The 19,974-nt window shown below is 43.9% G+C and carries 17 protein-coding genes; 4 read left to right on the top strand and 13 right to left on the bottom strand.

Annotated features, from left to right (window positions below; all coding sequences use genetic code 11):
* Window positions 1-78: 78 nt before the first annotated feature.
* Complete coding sequence (gene def / locus DEAC_RS16055) at window positions 79-531, bottom strand: peptide deformylase (RefSeq protein WP_047811096.1); 453 nt, start codon at window positions 529-531, stop codon at window positions 79-81.
* A gap of 73 nt (window positions 532-604) precedes the next feature.
* Window positions 605-2,860: a replication restart helicase PriA gene (gene priA, locus DEAC_RS16050; protein ID WP_047811095.1), complete on the bottom strand. Its 2,256-nt coding sequence runs from the start codon at window positions 2,858-2,860 to the stop codon at window positions 605-607.
* A gap of 429 nt (window positions 2,861-3,289) precedes the next feature.
* On the opposite strand from priA, the gene DEAC_RS16045 reads away from it, so the two are divergent.
* From DEAC_RS16045 to DEAC_RS16035, 3 genes are all read left to right on the top strand, one after another.
* Window positions 3,290-4,516 (top strand): solute carrier family 23 protein, encoded by a 1,227-nt coding sequence (locus DEAC_RS16045; protein ID WP_047811094.1) that lies wholly within the window; start codon window positions 3,290-3,292, stop codon window positions 4,514-4,516.
* A 161-nt stretch (window positions 4,517-4,677) separates the two neighbouring features.
* Window positions 4,678-5,226 (top strand): NADH peroxidase, encoded by a 549-nt coding sequence (locus DEAC_RS16040; protein ID WP_047811093.1) that lies wholly within the window; start codon window positions 4,678-4,680, stop codon window positions 5,224-5,226.
* 48 nt (window positions 5,227-5,274) lie between these two features.
* Window positions 5,275-5,598: a DUF1540 domain-containing protein gene (locus tag DEAC_RS16035; RefSeq protein ID WP_047811092.1), complete on the top strand. Its 324-nt coding sequence runs from the start codon at window positions 5,275-5,277 to the stop codon at window positions 5,596-5,598.
* 346 nt (window positions 5,599-5,944) lie between these two features.
* On the opposite strand, the gene DEAC_RS16030 is transcribed toward DEAC_RS16035, so the two are convergent.
* From DEAC_RS16030 to DEAC_RS15985, 10 genes are all read right to left on the bottom strand, one after another.
* Window positions 5,945-6,346, bottom strand: a complete 402-nt coding sequence (locus DEAC_RS16030) for an ACT domain-containing protein (RefSeq protein ID WP_047811091.1) — start codon at window positions 6,344-6,346, stop codon at window positions 5,945-5,947.
* 12 nt (window positions 6,347-6,358) lie between these two features.
* Complete coding sequence (locus DEAC_RS16025) at window positions 6,359-7,606, bottom strand: phenylacetate--CoA ligase family protein (RefSeq protein WP_047811231.1); 1,248 nt, start codon at window positions 7,604-7,606, stop codon at window positions 6,359-6,361.
* A gap of 238 nt (window positions 7,607-7,844) precedes the next feature.
* Window positions 7,845-9,035 carry a methionine adenosyltransferase gene (gene metK, locus DEAC_RS16020; protein WP_047811090.1) on the bottom strand — a complete coding sequence of 397 codons (1,191 nt, stop codon included), beginning with the start codon at window positions 9,033-9,035 and terminating at the stop codon, window positions 7,845-7,847.
* Window positions 9,036-9,042: 7 nt separating this feature from the next.
* Window positions 9,043-10,251, bottom strand: coding sequence for a bifunctional phosphopantothenoylcysteine decarboxylase/phosphopantothenate--cysteine ligase CoaBC (gene coaBC / locus DEAC_RS16015; RefSeq protein WP_047811089.1), 1,209 nt, complete (start codon window positions 10,249-10,251; stop codon window positions 9,043-9,045).
* Window positions 10,245-10,457 (bottom strand): DNA-directed RNA polymerase subunit omega, encoded by a 213-nt coding sequence (rpoZ, locus tag DEAC_RS16010; protein ID WP_047811088.1) that lies wholly within the window; start codon window positions 10,455-10,457, stop codon window positions 10,245-10,247. The genes coaBC and rpoZ overlap by 7 nt, the downstream gene beginning before the upstream one ends.
* Window positions 10,457-11,062: a guanylate kinase gene (gene gmk / locus DEAC_RS16005; RefSeq protein WP_047811087.1), complete on the bottom strand. Its 606-nt coding sequence runs from the start codon at window positions 11,060-11,062 to the stop codon at window positions 10,457-10,459. Before gmk ends, rpoZ begins: the two co-directional genes overlap by 1 nt.
* A gap of 9 nt (window positions 11,063-11,071) precedes the next feature.
* Window positions 11,072-11,347: an extracellular matrix/biofilm regulator RemA gene (gene remA / locus DEAC_RS16000; protein WP_014828567.1), complete on the bottom strand. Its 276-nt coding sequence runs from the start codon at window positions 11,345-11,347 to the stop codon at window positions 11,072-11,074.
* 13 nt (window positions 11,348-11,360) lie between these two features.
* Window positions 11,361-12,239: a YicC/YloC family endoribonuclease gene (locus DEAC_RS15995; protein ID WP_047811086.1), complete on the bottom strand. Its 879-nt coding sequence runs from the start codon at window positions 12,237-12,239 to the stop codon at window positions 11,361-11,363.
* Window positions 12,240-12,402: 163 nt separating this feature from the next.
* Window positions 12,403-13,245, bottom strand: a complete 843-nt coding sequence (gene dapF / locus DEAC_RS15990) for a diaminopimelate epimerase (protein WP_047811085.1) — start codon at window positions 13,243-13,245, stop codon at window positions 12,403-12,405.
* Between the two features lie 282 nt (window positions 13,246-13,527).
* Window positions 13,528-16,263 (bottom strand): calcium-transporting P-type ATPase, PMR1-type, encoded by a 2,736-nt coding sequence (locus DEAC_RS15985; protein ID WP_047811084.1) that lies wholly within the window; start codon window positions 16,261-16,263, stop codon window positions 13,528-13,530.
* A gap of 210 nt (window positions 16,264-16,473) precedes the next feature.
* On the opposite strand from DEAC_RS15985, the gene DEAC_RS15980 reads away from it, so the two are divergent.
* Window positions 16,474-18,321, top strand: a complete 1,848-nt coding sequence (locus DEAC_RS15980) for an Rqc2 family fibronectin-binding protein (RefSeq protein ID WP_047811083.1) — start codon at window positions 16,474-16,476, stop codon at window positions 18,319-18,321.
* 155 nt (window positions 18,322-18,476) lie between these two features.
* Here the strand turns inward: DEAC_RS15980 and DEAC_RS15975 are convergent, their stop codons facing one another.
* Window positions 18,477-19,928 carry an IS1182 family transposase gene (locus tag DEAC_RS15975; protein ID WP_047811082.1) on the bottom strand — a complete coding sequence of 484 codons (1,452 nt, stop codon included), beginning with the start codon at window positions 19,926-19,928 and terminating at the stop codon, window positions 18,477-18,479.
* Between the last annotated feature and the right edge of the window lie 46 nt (window positions 19,929-19,974).

The following is a 19,974-nucleotide window of genomic DNA, read 5'->3' as shown; positions in this document are numbered from 1 at the left end:
ATGTTATGAATCCAACAGCCATTTATCCAGTTTTTCTATCACTTTTATAAGTGTGGGGGGGAGTTCACTACGCATCATTTACTTCCGATAGGTCTTTTTAGCCAGATCGACAAACAAAATTCCCTCGAGGTGATCAATTTCGTGTTGGAGTGCTCGTGCCATCAAACGATCGGCATGAATATCAACCATTTTCCCCTCACGATTTAACCCTTGAACATGAACTTTCGCCGCTCGCACCACGTCCCCTGTCATATTAGGAACGCTGAGACATCCTTCCTCGGCAACGGACTCTCCCTCTTTCTCTAAGATCACCGGATTTACGAGTTCAAGCAGAACATCTCCTACCTTAACAACTACTACTCTCTTGGAGACGCCGATCTGAGGCGCCGCTAAACCTACCCCATCTGCGGCTATCATGGTATCCACCATATTATCCAAGAGTTTGGTGATCGAGGCATTAATCTCTTTAACCTCTTTTGCTTTCTCCCGTAATATATCTGCGCCTATTTCCACAATTTGATAAACTGCCATAACCAGTACCCCTTTCTCTTAAACAATTTATTGTTCTGTCTTTATTTTACCACTATCAAACTAAACCCTAGGCCTAATTTGTCAGTGGGTCTACTTCAATATTTAATATAATACCATTACTCGCCGAAGTCTTGAAAAAATCTCGTATCCCCTGGTGTAAAAATTCTCTCAGTTCCTCAAGATATATCCCGCGCACCGAAATTTGCCAGCGCCATTGGTTTTTCAGCCTCGCTAAAACGGCTTGTGCCGGGCCAAGGATATCTAAATCAGTATTTCCAAATTTAGGATCACGCATTCTTTCGTTCAAGCAAGTCCCTAAACTATTTGCTCCCAGAATAACGCGTTCCTCCTTGTCATGAAGCAGCAAGACGCGAATGATATGGGTAAAAGGAGGATATTTTCGGCCCTTGCGATAGCGAATCTCTTCCCAAAAAAATCCCTCATAATCGTGATGGGAAGCCTTCTCAATGGCACTGTCTCCCGGCGTATACGTTTGAATAATTACTTCACCCGCTTTTTCGCTTCGCCCGGCTCTGCCGGCAACTTGAGTCAATAACTGAAAAGTCCGCTCCTTAGCTCTGAAATCCGGCATATTAAGCGTTTGGTCGGCAGCGATAACTCCTACCAAGGTCACATTCGGGAAATCCAGCCCCTTCGCCATCATTTGGGTCCCAACAAGGATCGAGGCCTTCTGCCGGCGAAAACTTTCCAAGATCATCGTATGGGCTTCACGATTGCGAGTTGTATCAAAATCCAACCGTAGAATTGATGTTTCGGGCAATAGCACTTGCAGTTCCTCTTCAACTCTCTGAGTTCCTTGCCCAAAAAAACGAATATACCTGCTCCCGCATTTTGGGCACGTCAACGGCGGCTGCTCTTGATGATCACAATAATGACAACGCATAGACTGACCTTGGCTATGATACGTTAAAGTCACATCACAGTTTGGGCAGCTTACCACATAGCCGCATTCACGACATACCACAAAGGTGGAATATCCTCTTCGGTTGAGGAAGAGCATCGCTTGCTCTCCAAGTTCTAATCGTTCCCGAAGTTTTTGCTGTAAGACTTTTGAGAAGATACTTCGATTTCCCTGCATTAATTCTTTGCGCATGTCCACAATTTCAACGGGGGGCAATTGACTATGGCCAATACGCCGAGACATGGTTAACAAACGGATTTTACCTGCTTTCGCCGCGGCGTAAGCCTCTAAAGAGGGTGTTGCACTTCCGAGCAGAACCACCCCGCCGACCTGCTCCATTCTTTTTCGAGCCACATCACGAGCGTGGTATTTAGGATTCTCGTCTTGTTTATAAGCGCCGTCATGCTCCTCATCTAAAATAATAAGCTGCAAATTGGCCAAGGGAGCAAATACTGCTGAACGCGCGCCAATCACAATTCTCTTCGTTCCTTTCAGGATTTCTTCCCAAGCTTGTATTTTTTCTTTAGCACGCAAACCCGAATGTAAAATGATCACATTTTCACCGAATTGTGCTTGAAAATAACGAGCCACCTGAGCAGTTAAGGAAATCTCCGGAACTAAGAGAATCGCATCACCGCCCCGAGAAAGTACTTGAGCAATTAGTTCCCGATAAACTTCAGTTTTTCCGCTTCCCGTCACTCCGTGCAATAAAATAGTCTCACATAAGCCCACTCTTAATGAAGTCATAACGGCGGACACAGCCGCTTCCTGTTCAGCGGATAACGCGAAAGTTCTTTCGCTATACTCTTGCGGCCTATGCACCTTCGTCTCTCGTCTCTGCCCAACTCCCACGGAAATAAACCGGTACCCTTCCCTAATCATACCTTGCTGGATTAGCATTTCAACAGTCTCTTCAGAAATATGGGCTCGTTTGATAAAGAGATTCCGGGAAATCTCGTTATTGCGGGTCCGAGCAAGCACTTCGATTCCTCGAAAGGCTTCTTCATTGAGCCACCGAAGAGTCTGAACATCTGAATCTTTCGGTGAGGCGAGGAGGAATAATCGCTTCTCCATCTTGCCTTTAAGAAGTGGCCAAACTGTATGTAAGCTTTGGGCCATGGAACAAAGTGTGGTTTTAGCCAGCCAATGCGCTAATTCAATAAGATCTGGCGGCACAAGGCTGTGTTCGTCTATGATTTCCAAAACCGGCTTGAGGGGGGTCCTCTCCAATTCTTCCGGCAAGTCTGATGTAAGACCAACAACAAGCCCTTGGACCTTACGATTTTGAAGATTTACGAGCACTCTCATCCCGATCTTTAAGCTTAAATGCTCTGGAATAAGATAGTGATAGCTTTGATCTAAGCGTCGGTTAGCTACATCAAGCAGGACCTCAGCATAACGTAACATGACGACGCCTCCTTATCTGCAAAAAACTTCAATTCCAATTCTTATCAAGACACCTCCCTTATTTTATCATATTACTTGCTTCTAATATAATTAAAAGATTTTTCTATACTCATCGGGATGAGAACTGAATAAAACTCTTGTCAAACTGATGTTACTTATGATATGCTCTTTACAGCAAAAAAATCTTTAAACCTTTAAATTAGTCCCGTGAGGCTAAGAAGGAAATGGCGGACCATGAATGTATATGGACACCTCTTTCTTGCTTGCGGGCAGGAAAGAGGTTTTTTAGTGCTAAAGAGGAGGTATAACGATATCAACCTAAGCCCAAATTAAATAGGGAAACATCGACTGCAAGGAAGATTCCTTCAGAGTAAACCTGAGAGTTTACATGCCTGCAAGGCATTAAGTTGAATTAGGAGGATAACAGTTATGAAAGAAGTTCAAATTAACGAAAGATTACCACTAACACGAGCAATACCTTTAGGGGTTCAACATTTGTTCGCTATGACGGGTTCTACGATCCTTGTCCCTTTCCTTGTTGGCTTGAGTCCTGCAACGGCCCTATTTTGTTCCGGTATTGGTACTATTGTATTCTTACTTCTAACACGCAGCAAAGTTCCAGCCTATCTCGGTTCGTCTTTCGCCTTTATTGCAAGTTTAACCGCATTTATTAAAGATCAACATGATCTTGGCTCGGCGATGGCCGGAGTTATGTCGGTTGGTATCGCATACCTTCTCATTTTCTGCATACTTCGCCTCTTTGGTACCAAATGGATCAATAAACTCATTCCTCCTGTTGTCGCAGGAAGTGTCGTAGCAATTATCGGATTAAGTTTAACCCCAACAGCTGTACAAATGGCAAGTTCAAATTGGATTATCGCGGTATTTACTTTAGCAGTGGCAACTTTAGTTAGTGTATATGGTAAAGGGTTTTCAAAAGTCATACCAATTCTTATTGCGATTGTCGCAGGATACATCCTTGCTGGATTTATGGGATTAGTCGATTCAGCTAAGATTATGGCATCATTTAAAACCCCATTTGTTTTGCCTTTCCAAGGCTTCGGCGCAATCCACCTAAATGTGACCGCTATTATTACGTTCGCTCCATTAGCACTTATAACATTGATCGAAGATTTAGGACACATGATGATTCTTAGCAACATCACACATACTGATATCATTGAAGACCCTGGTTTTGATAAAGTTGTCTTAGGAAACGGTCTAGCAACAGGTATTGCCAGTTTATTCGGTGGTGTTCCGCTTACGACCTACGCAGAAAATATCGGAGTCTTAGCAATAACGAAGGTATACAGTTCCTTGAACCTCTGGATAGCAGCGATTGCCGCGATCATCCTGAGTACCTTCAATCCCTTGCAAGCCTTAATTATGTCTATCCCATCCCCTGTTATGGGTGGTGTAGTAATCCTACTGTTCGGAATGATCGGTGCAGCCGGACTAAGAACTTTAATCGAGGCCAAAGTGGATTTCTCCAAAAACAAGAACCTTATTATTGCTGCGGTAATCTTCGCTCTAGGAATCGGGTTAACCAATCACGGGATTATGTTTGCTACTCTAGCAGGAATCTTCTTGAATCTTGTCCTAAAGGATGAAAAAGAAGAAAATTCCTTGAGTTCTACTAAAGAGGCCGCAAAATAATAGAGTTAATGTTGCTATTCTAACATAAAAACAGAGCCTAGCAGGGGGAGTTGCCCCTCGCTAGGCTCTGTTTTTTTACTGGATAACAAATAGTTTTGAGGAAATAATAACACCTGAGGTTTTGGATACTCATACAAACCACTTTCTTGGAGGAATTTTGCATGAAAAAATTTATTTGTACAGTTTGTGGCTATGTTCATGAAGGTAATAATCCACCGGAAGTTTGTCCTATTTGTAAGGCAAGTAAAGACAAATTTAAAGAAATGACCACTGAACTTAACTTCGCTGATGAACATAGGATTGGGGTGGCAGCATCAGGATGTGACGATGAATTATTGGAAGGATTAAGAGCTAATTTTATGGGCGAATGCACTGAAGTTGGCATGTATCTTGCGATGTCTCGCCAAGCTGATCGTGAAGGTTATCCTGAGGTTGCTGAAGCTTATAAGAGAATTGCCTGGGAAGAAGCAGAGCATGCTTCAAAATTTGCCGAACTCCTGGGTGAAGTCGTGGTTGCCGATACTAAAGCAAATTTAGCCGCTAGAGTTGAAGCTGAATATGGTGCTTGTGAAGGCAAAAAGAAGCTTGCCACAATAGCTAAGCAAAATAATTTGGATGCTATTCACGACACAGTCCATGAAATGTGTAAAGATGAAGCAAGACATGGCAGAGCTTTTAAAGGCTTACTTGATCGATATTTTAGCAAATGAGACGTCGGGGGCTTAAAAACTGGATAAATCGTAAAGGAGTGTGTATTAGTGCAAAGAATTAATTGCAGTGCAACAAATTGCTCACATAATAAAAGCGGTATTTGCTATTCAAATAGGGTTGATATCGGAGGTGTTACTGCCTCTACTGAGAGCGGAACGGTATGTGGTTCATTCTTAAATAACTATGAGTACAGCAGTTTAACAAATAATACGAATTCTTCAGGTCCATGTGATGCCCTTACCTGTAACGTGGTGAGCTGCAAACATAATGATAACAAGCTTTGTAATTTAGATTCTATACAAGTGTCTGGTAATGAAGCTCACATATATACTGAAACAGAATGTTCCAGCTTTAACGCTAAAGATAAGTGAACTCGCTTACGCTAAAGCTGAACATCGGGGCTTGAGAAACAATAATGTCCAGTGGAACATTATTGCCGGGCCGCCTTTCCCAATAGGAATACTTAGCGGCGAAGGGGGACTCTACTCCACCTGAAGTTAACGAAGAACCCCCCACTTATAGAAGTGGGGGGGCTTAAAACCCGGATAAATAATCACTCCTTCTCAGGACAATGACATTAGATCATTTAATTATAACAAAGGCCGTGGGAAAACCAGTTTTCAGCACGACCTTTGTTATATTATTGGAAAGTATAAACTTCAGTTAATTAATTCTTCCAGCTTACTCTGCAGCCCACGACTTTGCTTTAGCTCGTTACTACACCAAAGGCAGATTAAGTTCCCGCATAGCCTTCTCCATAACTGCCTGATCCTGAGCTCTGATAACAACGCGAGCTTGTTCGTTTTCCTTTTCTACAAACGCATACATGTACTCAATTACAACATCGTGTTTAACCAATTGATTAAGCACTTCGGCAAGTCCTCCGGTCCGATCCGGAACCTTGAGTACCCATACATGGGTTAGTGAGACAACAACCTTTCGTTCGCGCAATTTTTCCGTAGTAAGTTCCGGATCATCGACGATAATACGCAGAACTCCGAAATCCTTTGTATCTGCTAGAGACAGGGCTCGCAAATTTACCTTAAGTTCTGCAAGAAGGCTGACGACCTCAGCTAAACGTCCTTTAGCATTCTCCAGAAAAATAGATAATTGTAACATAGATTTACCTCCTTATCGACGTTTATCAATAACACGAACCGCTTTTCCTTCACTCCGCGGGATACTTTTAGGTTCTACTAAACGAAGGCGAATGGAAATGCCTAAGATCTCTTCAATTTTACGCTGTAAACGTTCCTGGCGGCCCTCTAACTCGCGGACTTCATCGAAGAAGCTGGTGTCATTGATTTCAACCTGTACTTCCAATTGATCCAAATTTCCCGTACGTTCTACAATAAGTAAATAATGGGGCTCAAAGCCACCGATTGACAGAATGGCTTCTTCAACCTGACTTGGGAAAACATTAACGCCTCGAATGATCAGCATATCATCCACCCGTGCTGAAACACGTTCCATTTTCCAGCCCGTATGTCCGCAGGAACAAGCCCCATAATGCAGTGTCGTCAGATCCTTGGTTCGATAACGTAAAACCGGAAAGCCCTCTTTATCTAAACTTGTTATAACCAATTCACCCTGGATGCCTTCCGCAACTGGATTCCCGTCAGGGCCCAACACTTCGGGATAAAAATGTTCATCGATATGCAAGCCATCATGAGCGGGACATTCCATGGCTACTCCCGGGCCCATAGTTTCACTTAAGCCATAGATGTCATAAGCCTTAATCCCCAGTCGAGCTTCGATCTGTTCCCTCATACCCTCTGTCCAAGGCTCAGCTCCAAAAACTCCAATCCTTAACTTTAACTCTTCACGTGAAATCCCCGATTCCTCAAGGCTTTCTGCCAGATAAAGAGCATATGAAGGAGTACAAGCCAACACTGTCGTTCCAAAGTCTCGCATTAACATAAGTTGACGAGCCGTATTCCCGCCTGAAATAGGAACAACCACTGCACCTAATTCTTCACAGCCATAGTGCAGACCCATTCCTCCCGTAAACAATCCATATCCATAGGCAATCTGAACAACATCCTTGGGAGTTACACCCGCTCTCCGCAGTTCGTCGGCGACAATTTTGGACCAAAGTTTAATATCGCGTTTAGTATATCCCACTACGGTCGGTTTTCCTGTCGTCCCGGAAGAAGCATGAAGCCGAACAATATTTTCCATAGGTTCTGCGAATAGGCCGAAGGGATAATTTTGACGCAAGTCTTCCTTTGTTGTCAGCGGGAGTTTTTGAAAGTCCCTAAGAGTGTGAATATCCTCAGCCTGATGAATCCCTAGTTTTCGAAACCTCTCTTGATAATAAGGAATCGGCAATACACGATCTACCGTCCTGCGCAGGCCTTCCAACCACTGTTTTTCCATTTCTACCATCCCTCTTTACCCCTTATTTTTGAGTCCTTGTCATTATGCTATTGAGTATTACAACAGCTTCTCTTTTATAACTGCTATAATACAGTTTGCCTTATAATACCTAATTCTCTAACATTCTGTCAAGGAAACTTTGGGATTATAGAAGTTGGGGTCTTAAAAACTAGATAAATGATAAAGAAGGAGTCCCATTCATAGTATGATTGGAACTCCTCTAGAAGGACTCGATCAATTATAGGCCGGCAAGTTTTTTCAAAACGTCAGCTTTATCAGTTCTTTCCCAAGGGAGATCAAGGTCGATTCTTCCGAAATGCCCATAAGCCGCCGTCTGACGATAAATCGGGCGTCGAAGGTTCAGGCTCTTGATAATTCCCGCAGGACGGAGATCAAAGGTTTGCATTACCAATTCAACAATTTTCTCATCCGGTATCTTTCCGGTGCCGAAGGTTTCAATAGAGACTGAAACAGGACGTGCAACACCAATGGCGTAGGCAATCTGAATCTCACAACGGTCCGCAAATCCCGCTGCAACAACGTTTTTCGCCACATATCGCGCGGCATAGGCAGCAGAACGGTCAACCTTTGTGGGGTCCTTCCCGGAAAAAGCGCCGCCGCCATGGCGGGCCATTCCTCCATAGGTATCAACAATAATTTTTCGCCCCGTTAAACCGCAATCCCCTTGCGGACCTCCGATAACAAAACGCCCTGTAGGATTGATAAAGTATTTCGTATCTTCATTGAGCAATTCCTTGGGGACCGTCGGATAAACAACGTATTGAAGTAAATCCCGACGGATCTGTTCTTGGGTAACATCCGGATGGTGTTGGGTGGAGATAACAATAGTGTCAACACGTACAGGCTTATTTCCTTCATATTCTACAGTGACTTGGGTTTTACCGTCCGGCCGTAAATAGCCTAAAAGTTCGGTTTTCCGAACTTCCGTTAAACGGCGGGCTAAGCGATGGGCCAAGTCAACAGGGACCGGCATATAACTTTCAGTTTCGTTCGTTGCGTAGCCAAACATCATGCCTTGGTCGCCGGCACCGATTGCTTCTATATCAAGATCTGACATTTCCCCTGTTTTGGACTCCAAGGCCTGATTGACACCTAAGGCTATATCAGCGGATTGTTCTCCAATAGAGGTTAAAACGGCGCAGGTATCGGCATCGAAGCCATATTTGGCGCGAGTATAGCCCACTTCCCGAATGGTTTCACGAACAACATGCGGAATATCAACATAACAAGATGTTGTAATCTCACCGCTGACAAGAACTAAGCCAGTCGTCACCATGGTTTCGCAGGCAACACGTGCATTAGGATCTTGAGCAAAAATCGCATCCAAAATGGCGTCCGATATTTGGTCGCAAATTTTATCGGGATGCCCTTCGGTTACGGACTCTGAAGTAAACAACTTTTTTGTCATCAAAATATCACTCCTTTACGTTCATTCCAAGGAGGTTAACAATCTCCTTAACGAGATGTCGAGCAACCTCAAGCTTGCTCATCTGAGGAAAATCTATTTTTCTTCCATCAGGAAAGAGAAAACTAACAATATTTGTAGGACTCCCAAACCCTGCCCCTTCTTTTGTAACATCATTAGCCACGAGAAGGTCAACATTCTTACGCTGCATTTTTCCCTGGGCGTTAGCTAAGAGATTTTCAGTTTCAGCAGCAAAACCGATTAAAACCTGAGCAGTCTTCTTTTGTCCAAGTTCAGCAAGAATATCTGGATTAGGAACTAACTCAAGAGTTCGTCCTGAGCCATCCTTTTTTATTTTTTGCTCCGCTTGTACTGCAGGTCGATAATCAGCAACTGCAGCGGCTTTAACAATAATGTCAACATCTGTAAAACGTGCCAAGACTTCGTCACGCATTTGCAGTGCTGTTTGCACAGACACACGGGTAACTCCCTGAGGAACTGGCAAATCTGTTGGCGCGCTTACAAGTATTGTCTCTGCGCCAGCTTCCTGCAAAGCTTGGGCAACAGCATAACCCATCCGCCCGGAACTTCGATTGCCCAGATAACGGACAGGATCTATCGGTTCTTGAGTTCCGCCTGCGGTCACAAGGGCTTTCTTTCCTTTTAAGCAAGTACTTAGATCAAAAAACCGCAGGAGCGTCTCCACAATCTCTTCCGGCTGACTCATGCGGCCGTCTCCCTCAGAACCACAAGCCTGAAAACCCGAATCAGGTCCGACGAAATGTATCCCCCGATCCTGAAGGATTGCTAAATTCTTTTGGGTTGCAGGATGATGATACATGGCATGATTCATAGCCGGGGCCGCAAAGATCGGTGCTCTTGTCGCCAGCACAACGGTTGAAAGAAAATCATCAGCTAAACCCATGGCCATTTTAGCTAAAATATTCGCCGTTGCCGGCGCAACAACTACAGCATCTGCCAACTCCGCTAAAGCTATATGTTCAACATTCCATACTTTTGGTTCTTCAAACAAGTCAATATAGACAGGATTTGCAGACAAGCTTCTTAAGGTTAGCGGGGTTATAAATTCCGTCGCCGATGGTGTCATCACGACATGAACATCAGCATGCAGCTTTCGCAGACGACTTACTATCTCAGCCGTTTTATAAGCCGCAATGCCGCCGGAAACTCCAACCAGAATCTTTCTGCCTGTTAACATAGTGTATGCTCGTCAGGAATACATTCGTAAGCGCTCGTTGATTTAGAAATCTCTTCAAGAGATATACTTACGGATTTGACTCCCTTCGCCAAATCTTCATGCTTCCCTTCTTCCATAATTGCCCGTGCCCGCTTAGCGACCACAATAACCAGTGTATATTTGCTGTCAACCTTTTCCATCAGTCTATCTAGTGACGGTTGTTTCATCAGGATTCCCCCTTAAAGACGAACGGTTTTCGTTTAACCCGGCATTTTTCGGCGATAATGATACTCTTTAATTTATCAACAGCCACAGGAACTTCGTCATTAACTACAACATAATCATATTCACTGACATATTCTAATTCCTGTATGGCAGTAGCTAAGCGCTTTTGAATAACTTCCTCGGTCTCAGTACCTCGTTTATGTATACGCTCTGAGAGTACATCGAGGGAAGGCGGAACAATAAAGGTAAATACTCCCTGAGGAAAGCGCTTTTTAATCTGCAAAGCGCCTTGGATTTCGATCTCCAGAATAACATCCTGGCCGTCCAATATTGCCTGCTCTACAGCAAACCTGGGCGTACCATAGTAGTTTTCACAAAACTGAGCCCATTCCAGCAATTCATCTCTGGCAATCATAGCTTCCACGTCTTCCCGGGAGCGAAAAAAATAGTGAACCCCGTCCACTTCACCAGGACGCGGCGAGCGTGTCGTCAAGGAAACGGAATAGCTTAAATTTGGCATCTGCCGAAGTAATTCTTTACATAAAGTTCCTTTCCCTGCTCCTGAAGGACCCGAAAGGACGATTAATAACCCATGACTTTTTTCCACACTGCACCCCTAATCCGCCGGATCTTCTACATGATTGCTGGACTCTTTGGTGGAAAGGCGGTGAGCCACGGTCTCAGGCTGGACCGCAGAAAGAATAACATGATGACTGTCACAAATAATGACCGCACGTGTACGCCGACCATAAGTTGCATCAATCAGCATGCCCGCATCACGCGCCTCTTGGATAATCCGCTTGATTGGGGCAGATTCCGGACTCACAATCGAGATAATTCGGTTGGCAGATACGATATTACCAAAACCAATATTAATAAGCTTAATGTCCAAAATGAATCCTCCATTACTCCAAATTTTGAATCTGCTCACGTACTTTTTCGAGCTCGCTTTTAACGATAACAACCTGTTTTCCAATAATTAAATCATTGGCTTTAGACCCAATGGTATTGATTTCCCGGTTCATCTCTTGTACCAAAAAATCCAGTTTACGCCCCACTGAATCATGGCTGTTCAACGCCTCACGGCTTTGAGCCAAATGGCTGTCAAAACGAACCAATTCCTCAGTAATTGATACGCGATCTGCAAAATAAGCCACTTCATTCGCCAAGCGAACCGGATCTAATTCTACCCCGCCTAATAACGTTTGAATCCGTTCCTGAAGACGTTCTTGATAGTCGGTCACAACATAAGGCGCTCGTTCAGAAATAAGGCGCAAATGCTCTGCCAGTTGATCCAATCTTCGCAGAAGATCGAAGGTTAACTTTTCGCCTTCAACCCGGCGCATTTGTCCAAAACCCTCGGTTGATTTCATTAGAGCCTCTGCACAAACATCCCATAGAGTATCCACTTCGATTTCCGGTTCCTGAACTGAAAGTACTTCGGGCAAAGCCACTAAACGATAAATATCCGTATCATAGGCCGTATGCAGAGCTGAGGCGAGATCCTTCAATGCCTTATCATACGACAGTGCCAATTCTTTGTCAACCTTCGCTAATCTCATCTTTTCTTCAGTTTCCACGATATTAATATGTACTTCAATCCGTCCGCGCTTGAATTTTTCTTGTAATGTTTTACGGACACGTTCTTCAAATTCCACAAAATTCCGCGGCAGACGAACAACGATTTCTAAAAAGCGATGGTTGACTGCTTTCAGCTCCACAGAAAACTGATAACCACAGCCACTCGCTTCTCCTCGTCCAAATCCTGTCATGCTATATGCCATACTTAACCCGGCGAATCAAAACAGCCAGGCTTTTCACCCCTTTATAGTTGATAGCCTTACTATATTATAACAGATCAACGAATAACTTTCCTAGTGAACTCCTTTAGCTAGAGCTAAGCAAAATCGCATCTCCTGGCGAAGATGCGATTAAATGTTTTATGTCTCAGCTTTCTAACCATTCTCCTTTAAACACATAAGCCGCAGGGCCAGTCATATAAACATGATTGTCAGGCCCCCATTCGATCAATAAATCCCCGCCTGGCAAATGAACAGTTGCAGTACGTTCAGTCTTCTGATTAAGTACTGCAGCAACCAAGGAAGCGCAAGCACCTGTTCCACAGGCAAGGGTTGGCCCAGCTCCCCGCTCCCATACTTTCATCGTCATTTCCGCTGGGGAGTCAATCCGAATAAACTCCACATTCGTTTTACGGGGAAATAAAGGATGACTCTCGATCGCCGGGCCAAGCCGCTCAAAGTCCAGAGATGAATAGTCATCGACAAAAATGACACAATGAGGATTTCCCATTGAAACGGCAGTATAGGAAAATGTCTTCCCCAATGCTTCGAGGGACTGGCCGACCACAGGTTCTCCAACACCAAGAACTGGAATAAGATCCGCTTTTAAAATAGGCTCACCCATGTCAACCCTTACTCCACGTACCTGACCTTCTTCGATATCAAGTCCCAAGGTCAAAACCCCGGCAAGAGTCTCCACCCGCATGGGGTTTCGGGAGACAATTCCTCGATCATAGACGTACCGTGCAAAACAACGGATACCGTTGCCGCACATTTCCGGTTCTGATCCATCTGAATTAATAATGCGCATCCGAGCGTCAGCAACTTGGGAAGGAAGAATGACAATTAACCCATCTCCCCCGATTCCAAATTGACGGTGACAGAGTTTCTGAGCTAACTTCGGATAATCCGCCTCTTCCTGCGGTGTAAGAGAAAAATGATCCAGGAAAACAAAATCATTCCCCAGACCATGCATTTTTACAAAGTTCATTATGCTTGCTCCCCTCGAAGAATTTAGTGCCTATTATAATTTTAAAAAATTCGCAGTGAACTCTTTCAGTTTAAGCTGAATATCGGTGCTTCGGCGAAAGCGCCTAGCCCATAACAACTGCTATCGCGTATACCTAAAACGTTTAGATGGAGTAACCTCCATCTAAATTAAAACCATTACTTTAGTTTACGTTATATCTTATTAAAGGATACTACGCAAGATAAAGGGGGTCAACCAGCTGAGACAAGTATACACGGTTTAACGGTTTAACGGTTTAACGTTTTATCCTTTGGCTATTGACGGTTTGCCCTGCCAGCTGTTCTTGAGAAGGCGGGCCAGACCAATTAGAATTGAGGGTCCTCCGGCTACGCAAAGGATTAAAATCCATTGCCAGCTGTGCAGAGCTGTCGTCTTAAAGATGGCTTGTAAAGACGGCAGATAAATGACACTCAGCTGCATCATGCTTGAAACCAACACCGCTCCAACTAAGTAAGGGTTTGAAAAAAGTCCTACTTCAAAGATACCTCGTTCTTCAGAGCGACAATCAAAAACATGAAATAATTGGGAAAACACCAGAGTACTAAAGGCCATAGTTCGAGCCCCTAACATATTGGCTCCCATAAAGAGGCCGGCAACAAAAACGAAAAGTGTACCCAAACCTATCAAAGTTCCCCTGATGCCTATTTTACGAGCCAGTCCGCGGGCAAAAATGCTTTCTCCCGGGATTCTCGGAGGACGATTCATAATTTCCGGCTCCGCTCCGTCAACTCCCAGAGCCATGGCCGGCAAGCCATCGGTTACAAGATTTACCCATAAAATTTGAATTGGCAGGAGAGGAAGGGGCAGCCCGACAAGCGTTGCTAAAAACATAGTTAAAACCTCTCCCAGATTACAGGAAAGCAAGTAGCGGATAAACTTACGGATATTATCATAAATTCCCCGTCCTTCTTCCACCGCGGCAACAATGGTCGCAAAGTTATCATCGCCTAAAACCATAGAAGACGCTTCTTTGGTAACATCTGTTCCGGTTACACCCATAGACACTCCAATATCCGCTTCCTTGACCGCAGGTGCATCATTAACACCATCGCCGGTCATGGCAACAACTTGGCCCTCGTTTTTCAAGGCTCGCACAATTCTTAGTTTGTCTTTGGGAGTTACCCGGGCATAAACGGAAATATCCATAACCCTTTGGCTGAGATCCTGATCGGACATTCGCTCCAGTTCTTCCCCTGAGATTACTCCATCTCTCCCTTTGAGAATCCCTAATTCATGTCCTACAGCTTCAGCCGTTAGACGATGATCTCCCGTAATCATAACAGGCTTAACTCCTGCCTGCCGACACAATTTAATGGCCCGAACTGCACTGGGACGCGGCGGATCAATCATACCCAATAAACCGACGAAAGTTAACCCCTGTTCAATCCCCTCATCATGCATCTCATTTTCCGTTAATGATTTTTCTGCGACTGCCAGAACGCGCAGAGCATGCCTGGCCATTTCATCATTGGCACGCATAATACTTTGCCTGCGTGCGGAAGATAACTCCACAACACCTTCCGAGGTTAATTCCTGCTTACAAAGCTGGACAATTTTGTCCGGAGCCCCTTTAACATAAGCTCTTGGCCCATGCTTTGTCTTATATACCACGCTCATTCGTTTGCGGTCTGAATCGAAGGGCAATTCTCCAATCCGCTCTTCTTTTCGTTCCAATACCTCACGCCAAATTCCAGCCTTAGCCGCTGCAACTAAAATTGCGCCTTCAGTAGGGTCACCTTCAATTCCCCAGGGAGCCTCATTAGCTTTAGAGCGAAAGAGGCCTGCAACTTTAGCTCCCTTTTTCGTTAAAATGGCATTATTACATAAAGCAGCAATTTTTAAGCCTTCATGAAGAGGATCTTTTTCTTTCTCTGGATCGGCACCATAAAAATCCCCCTTGGGATCATAGCCTTGACCGGAAACGGTAATTTTTCTGCCATCCGAATAAATTTGACGCACGGTCATTTCATTTTGGGTTAAGGTCCCTGTCTTATCGGAACAAATCACTGTCGCACAGCCCAAGGTTTCCACTGCCGGAAGTTTGCGAATAATTGCCTGCCGCTTGACCATTCGTTGAACCCCGACAGCTAAGGCCACCGTGACGATAGCCGGCAACCCCTCAGGAATGGCCGCAACGGCCAGAGATACGCCAGTAAAAAACATCTTATAAAAATCTTCGCCCCGCAAAATTCCCGTTGCTACTACAACTAGACAAACAAGAAGACTAAGTAAGACTAACCATTTTCCCAATTCTGCCAAACGTTTTTGTAATGGGGTTTCTTCCTCTTCCACACTTTGAATCATCCCTGCGATAACACCCATTTCTGTATCCATACCTGTCGCCACGACGACACCGGCCCCTCGGCCGTTGACGACAGAAGTCCCCATATAGCCCATGTTTCGTCGATCAGCCATGGGGGTCAATTCATCGCTGAGAGGGGCAATACTCTTACTCACAGGGTGAGATTCTCCCGTTAAGGCTGATTCTTCCACTTGAATGTTGACGGCCTGAATCCAGCGCACGTCGGCCGGAATGCGATCACCCGCTTCTAACAGCACAATGTCCCCAGGGACAAGCTCGGCTGCCGGAATTCGCTGTTCGAGGCCTTCCCTCAGGACCCGGGCTTCTGGAGCCGTAAGGGAACGTAAGGACTCCATAGAACGCTCAGCACGAAATTCCTGAATAAAGCCTAAAATTGCATTGACTATCAGAATTGTTAAAATCGTAACAGCATCGGCTATTTCTCCTAAAAGTCCTGATACCACTGTTGCGGCCAATAAGACTAAAACCATAAAATCCTTAAATTGACCCAAGAACAGAAAAACAGGGTGAACTCCCTTTTTTGCCGCCAGGACATTTTTTCCAACCTCTTGCAAGCGTTTCTGAACTTCTTTAACATTTAACCCTTTGCCTGGATGCACATTCAATACCTTGGCTACATCAACCCAAGGCAGTACATGCCATGATTGTTGACGCATGTCTTAATCTCCTCCTCTTACCCAAAGAACTTAACTCCTTCCTCTTTGTCCATTTCGTAGTACATGCTTATTCCGAAGACCGCTGAAAAATGCCTCCGTTATCCAAGTGTGTTATACTAAAAACGATTCGACCCCCACCGAAGCAAGGTACGGGAACCACTCCCACTTGTAGAAGCGGGAGTCTTACGATTGGATGAAAGGAGACCCCTCATGGCCTTAGACGGTGTGACCCTCGCCTATTTAGTAAAGGAACTTGCTCCCCAGCTCAAAGGAGCACGTATAGATAAAATCTTTCAACCTGAAAAAGAAGAAATCCATCTTCAATTGAGACTGGGCCAAGGCAATAGGAAACTCTTGCTTAACGCTGGCGCTGCCTCCCCACGCTTTCACTTGACTGCTGAAAGCAAAAAAAACCCCTCTTCGCCGCCCATGTTCTGCATGATCCTGCGCAAACACCTCGAAGGAGGAAAAATAATCAATATCTATCAACAAGAACTGGAGCGAGTCATCACCTTTGAAATTCAAAACTACAACGACCGCGGTGATCTCGTTACACTCCATCTCTATTTAGAAATCATGGGCAAGCACAGTAATTTAATTCTAGTAGATCAAAGTACCGGAACAATCCTCGACGGACTTAAACGATATTCCCATGCCCTTAGCCGCTACCGTGAAGTACTTCCCGGGCGTACCTATCTTGCACCTCCCTCTCAAGGAAAGAAACCTCCTCTTAAGGATGAAGAACTCTGGCGGCAGACTTTCTCTATCGACGATTTCGATCGAAAAATCACAAAACTGCTCCTTACCCATTTCGCAGGAGTCAGTCCGGAATTGGCCCTGGAAATTGTCATTCAAGCCGGCTTATCCGCTGACACTTACCTCCATCAGTGTGGGGACATCGATTTTTCAAGACTTTTCCAAGCCTATCAAAGGTTATGTAACCCCGAAGATAAGACAGAAATCCAGCCCTGTCTCTACTATCCACCTCAGCCCAAATCACCTCCTATCGCCTTTACCTTTATTCCTTTTCAGCAATACCAAGACTTAAGAAAAGTAAGCCTCGATTCTTTAAACGAGACTGTGCAGTCTTTTTACAGCGCCAAATCCGTAACGAATAATCTTGAAGCTAAACGAGGCTCACTTCGAAAAATCGTCCAAGAACAGCAAACTCATCTTTACAAGAAATTGAAAGTCTATGAGCAAGCCATATCCGAAGCAAATTCCAATCTTGCCTATCAACGCTGGGGGGAACTCCTCACCGCCAACCTGCATCGAATTACCTCCAGATTGAAGGAAGTTACCGTTGAAGATTATTATGACCCCGCTCTTTCCTCAGTTCTAATACCCCTTGATCCCCATCTTAGTGCCATCGACAATGCTCAGCGTTACTACAAGCTGTATAACAAAGCAAAGGCCACCTTACTAAAAACCCGGCAGTTTCAAGAAGCTGCCCTTGATGAAGTCAATTATTTGAATTCCTTGCAAGTCAGTCTGGACCAGGCTCCCACCCTTTCTGAACTTGAGGAAATTTATGTCGAACTTATGGAGCAAGGCTATGTGGCAGGTAAACATCTGCTCAAAACCGCCCTCAAAGCAAATAAAAACAGTTCAAAATCGAAGATGAGGCAGAATTCCAAGGTTAAAACCTCCAAGGAAATGCCTCATCCCCGCGTCTATCGCTCAAGCCAAGGCAAAATCATCTATGTTGGAAAAAACAATGCTCAAAACGATTGGCTTTCGTTGCGCAAAGGGAAACCTAACGATCTATGGCTGCATGTCAAACAGATCCCCGGTTCTCATGTCCTGGTTCCCCTCGAAGAGGGAGAAGAGTTTCCTGACGATGCTACGTTGGAAGAAGCAGCTGCTTTAGCCATTTATTACAGCCAGTCAAGAGGTTCTTCCCAGGTTCCCGTGGATTATACCCATGTAAAACAACTTAAAAAGCCCAACTCTGCCAAGCCTGGTATGGTCGTCTACGAACAGAATTGGACCTTATACCTTACCCCTAAGCCAGAAATCCTTGAACGATTGCTGGCAACAGAAGAGGGGATAGAGTGAGTGAATAAAATAACAGCGCAGTAATTTCGAGGCCACTGAAAGACCTACGTTTTTCTTCTTGGTAGTTAAGTAATCAAATAAAAGAGACGGTCCTCATTCTTTATTCGAATGAAGATCGTCTTTTTATAACCTTTGTATGCGGGTATGTGTTTTTTTTATTCCATTAGTTTTAATATCCTTTTCAAATTTACGCTGAATATGGCCATCGCCCCTTGTAATTCCATGCCAATAAGACCCGAGGATGATGCAACATCATACCCGTGCCTGTGCTTTAGTTCACTATTTTTAGCTTCAATTTTATATCGTTCTTTAGATTTTCCTTTAAAATAATCGCTTTCTTGAAAATTTGCCTGTTCCGTATGTTCATTTGATTTAATAGATACAGAATAAGTTTTATTTTTAGCCCCTTCCTTATAGCAACCATCTTTAAATGAACATCTCTTGCACTTTTCGATGTCAAAGTAATATGTATCCGTTTGATTTCTGCTTTGACCTTTTTTACCTTGTCGGGCCTTCCGGATTGCCATATGACCTGCTTTACACACATACATTCCGGCATCTTTATTAAAATTAAATTCATCTTCCTTTTTCCGATTTCCTTGAGTAATCGAAGGATTTAATTTAGCAACTAATTTGATGTTGTTGGTCTTACTATATTTAATATTTTCCTTTTCTGAATAGGCTGCATCTCCAATGACTGTCTCAATTTCCATGCCAGCAGCCACACTTTTTTCAATCAGTGTAACTAATTCTTTCCCGTTACTTTTTTCGCCTGTTGTGACCGTCGCTGCAGTGATGATTCGTTCTTCACTCATTGCGAGATGGGTTTTATACCCAAAAAATGAGGAGTCCGCAGTTTTGTGTCCAACTCTCGCATCTTGATCGCCCGAGATCCAGAGGTGTTCGATATCTTCAGCGATGATTTCGTTTAATAGGTTTAGCTGTTCTTTTACTATTGGATACCGGGAAATACTTTCTTCTTTTTCGATCACTTCAATAAGCTTTTGGCAGTAGGATAGTTCATCTTCCAATACATCAGTTGTGTTTTTGGCGGGGAACTTGTCCTTCATTGATTCATCTATTTTGTAAACGGCTTTTCTTAGCTTTTTGGACCGATCCATCAAGATTTCCTTGGGGGTCTTCTGATTATAGCGAGATTTCGTATGAGTGGCATCAACGATAATAGCTTTGCTTTTGATGATTTCCTTTTCGATCGCAATTTTTACGGTTTTATTGATCAACATATCCAAAAGGTTGAGATCTTTCAAACGCAGTTTGCGAAATTTGGTCAATGAACTCGGCTCAATAACTGCCTCTTCTGGTGCCATATGAAGAAAATACTTAAAAGACATGTCATATTTTGAACGCTCAACTACATCAACATCCGACAAGTCATAGATAGTCTTCAACAATAAATATTTGAACATCCGAATAGGGTCGATGGCATTTCGACCGTTATCAAGACAATATTTATCTTTAAGTTCGTCATACAAAAAAGAGAAGTCAACCAGTTCGTTCATTTTTCTCAATAGATTATCCTTTGGTACGACTATATTATATATATCCATAAATGGACTGAGGATCATTGATTGTTGTTTTTGAATCATAGAACTCACCTACATGAAATTGATACTATAATTATAAAACAAAAAA

The sequence above is a fragment of the Desulfosporosinus acididurans genome (genome assembly GCF_001029285.1).
Taxonomy (GTDB): domain Bacteria; phylum Bacillota; class Desulfitobacteriia; order Desulfitobacteriales; family Desulfitobacteriaceae; genus Desulfosporosinus; species Desulfosporosinus acididurans.
This window is presented reverse-complemented; position numbering and strand designations above follow the sequence as displayed.

Coding starts and splice junctions, on each gene's coding strand:
- def (WP_047811096.1), bottom strand. CDS start 531: ATGGCAGTTTATCAAATTGTGGAAATAGGCGCAGATATATTACGGGAG.
- priA (WP_047811095.1), bottom strand. CDS start 2,860: ATGTTACGTTATGCTGAGGTCCTGCTTGATGTAGCTAACCGACGCTTA.
- DEAC_RS16045 (WP_047811094.1), top strand. CDS start 3,290: ATGAAAGAAGTTCAAATTAACGAAAGATTACCACTAACACGAGCAATA.
- DEAC_RS16040 (WP_047811093.1), top strand. CDS start 4,678: ATGAAAAAATTTATTTGTACAGTTTGTGGCTATGTTCATGAAGGTAAT.
- DEAC_RS16030 (WP_047811091.1), bottom strand. CDS start 6,346: ATGTTACAATTATCTATTTTTCTGGAGAATGCTAAAGGACGTTTAGCT.
- DEAC_RS16025 (WP_047811231.1), bottom strand. CDS start 7,606: ATGGAAAAACAGTGGTTGGAAGGCCTGCGCAGGACGGTAGATCGTGTA.
- metK (WP_047811090.1), bottom strand. CDS start 9,035: ATGACAAAAAAGTTGTTTACTTCAGAGTCCGTAACCGAAGGGCATCCC.
- coaBC (WP_047811089.1), bottom strand. CDS start 10,251: ATGTTAACAGGCAGAAAGATTCTGGTTGGAGTTTCCGGCGGCATTGCG.
- rpoZ (WP_047811088.1), bottom strand. CDS start 10,457: ATGAAACAACCGTCACTAGATAGACTGATGGAAAAGGTTGACAGCAAA.
- DEAC_RS15995 (WP_047811086.1), bottom strand. CDS start 12,239: ATGGCATATAGCATGACAGGATTTGGACGAGGAGAAGCGAGTGGCTGT.
- dapF (WP_047811085.1), bottom strand. CDS start 13,245: ATGAACTTTGTAAAAATGCATGGTCTGGGGAATGATTTTGTTTTCCTG.
- DEAC_RS15985 (WP_047811084.1), bottom strand. CDS start 16,263: ATGCGTCAACAATCATGGCATGTACTGCCTTGGGTTGATGTAGCCAAG.
- DEAC_RS15980 (WP_047811083.1), top strand. CDS start 16,474: ATGGCCTTAGACGGTGTGACCCTCGCCTATTTAGTAAAGGAACTTGCT.
- DEAC_RS15975 (WP_047811082.1), bottom strand. CDS start 19,928: ATGATTCAAAAACAACAATCAATGATCCTCAGTCCATTTATGGATATA.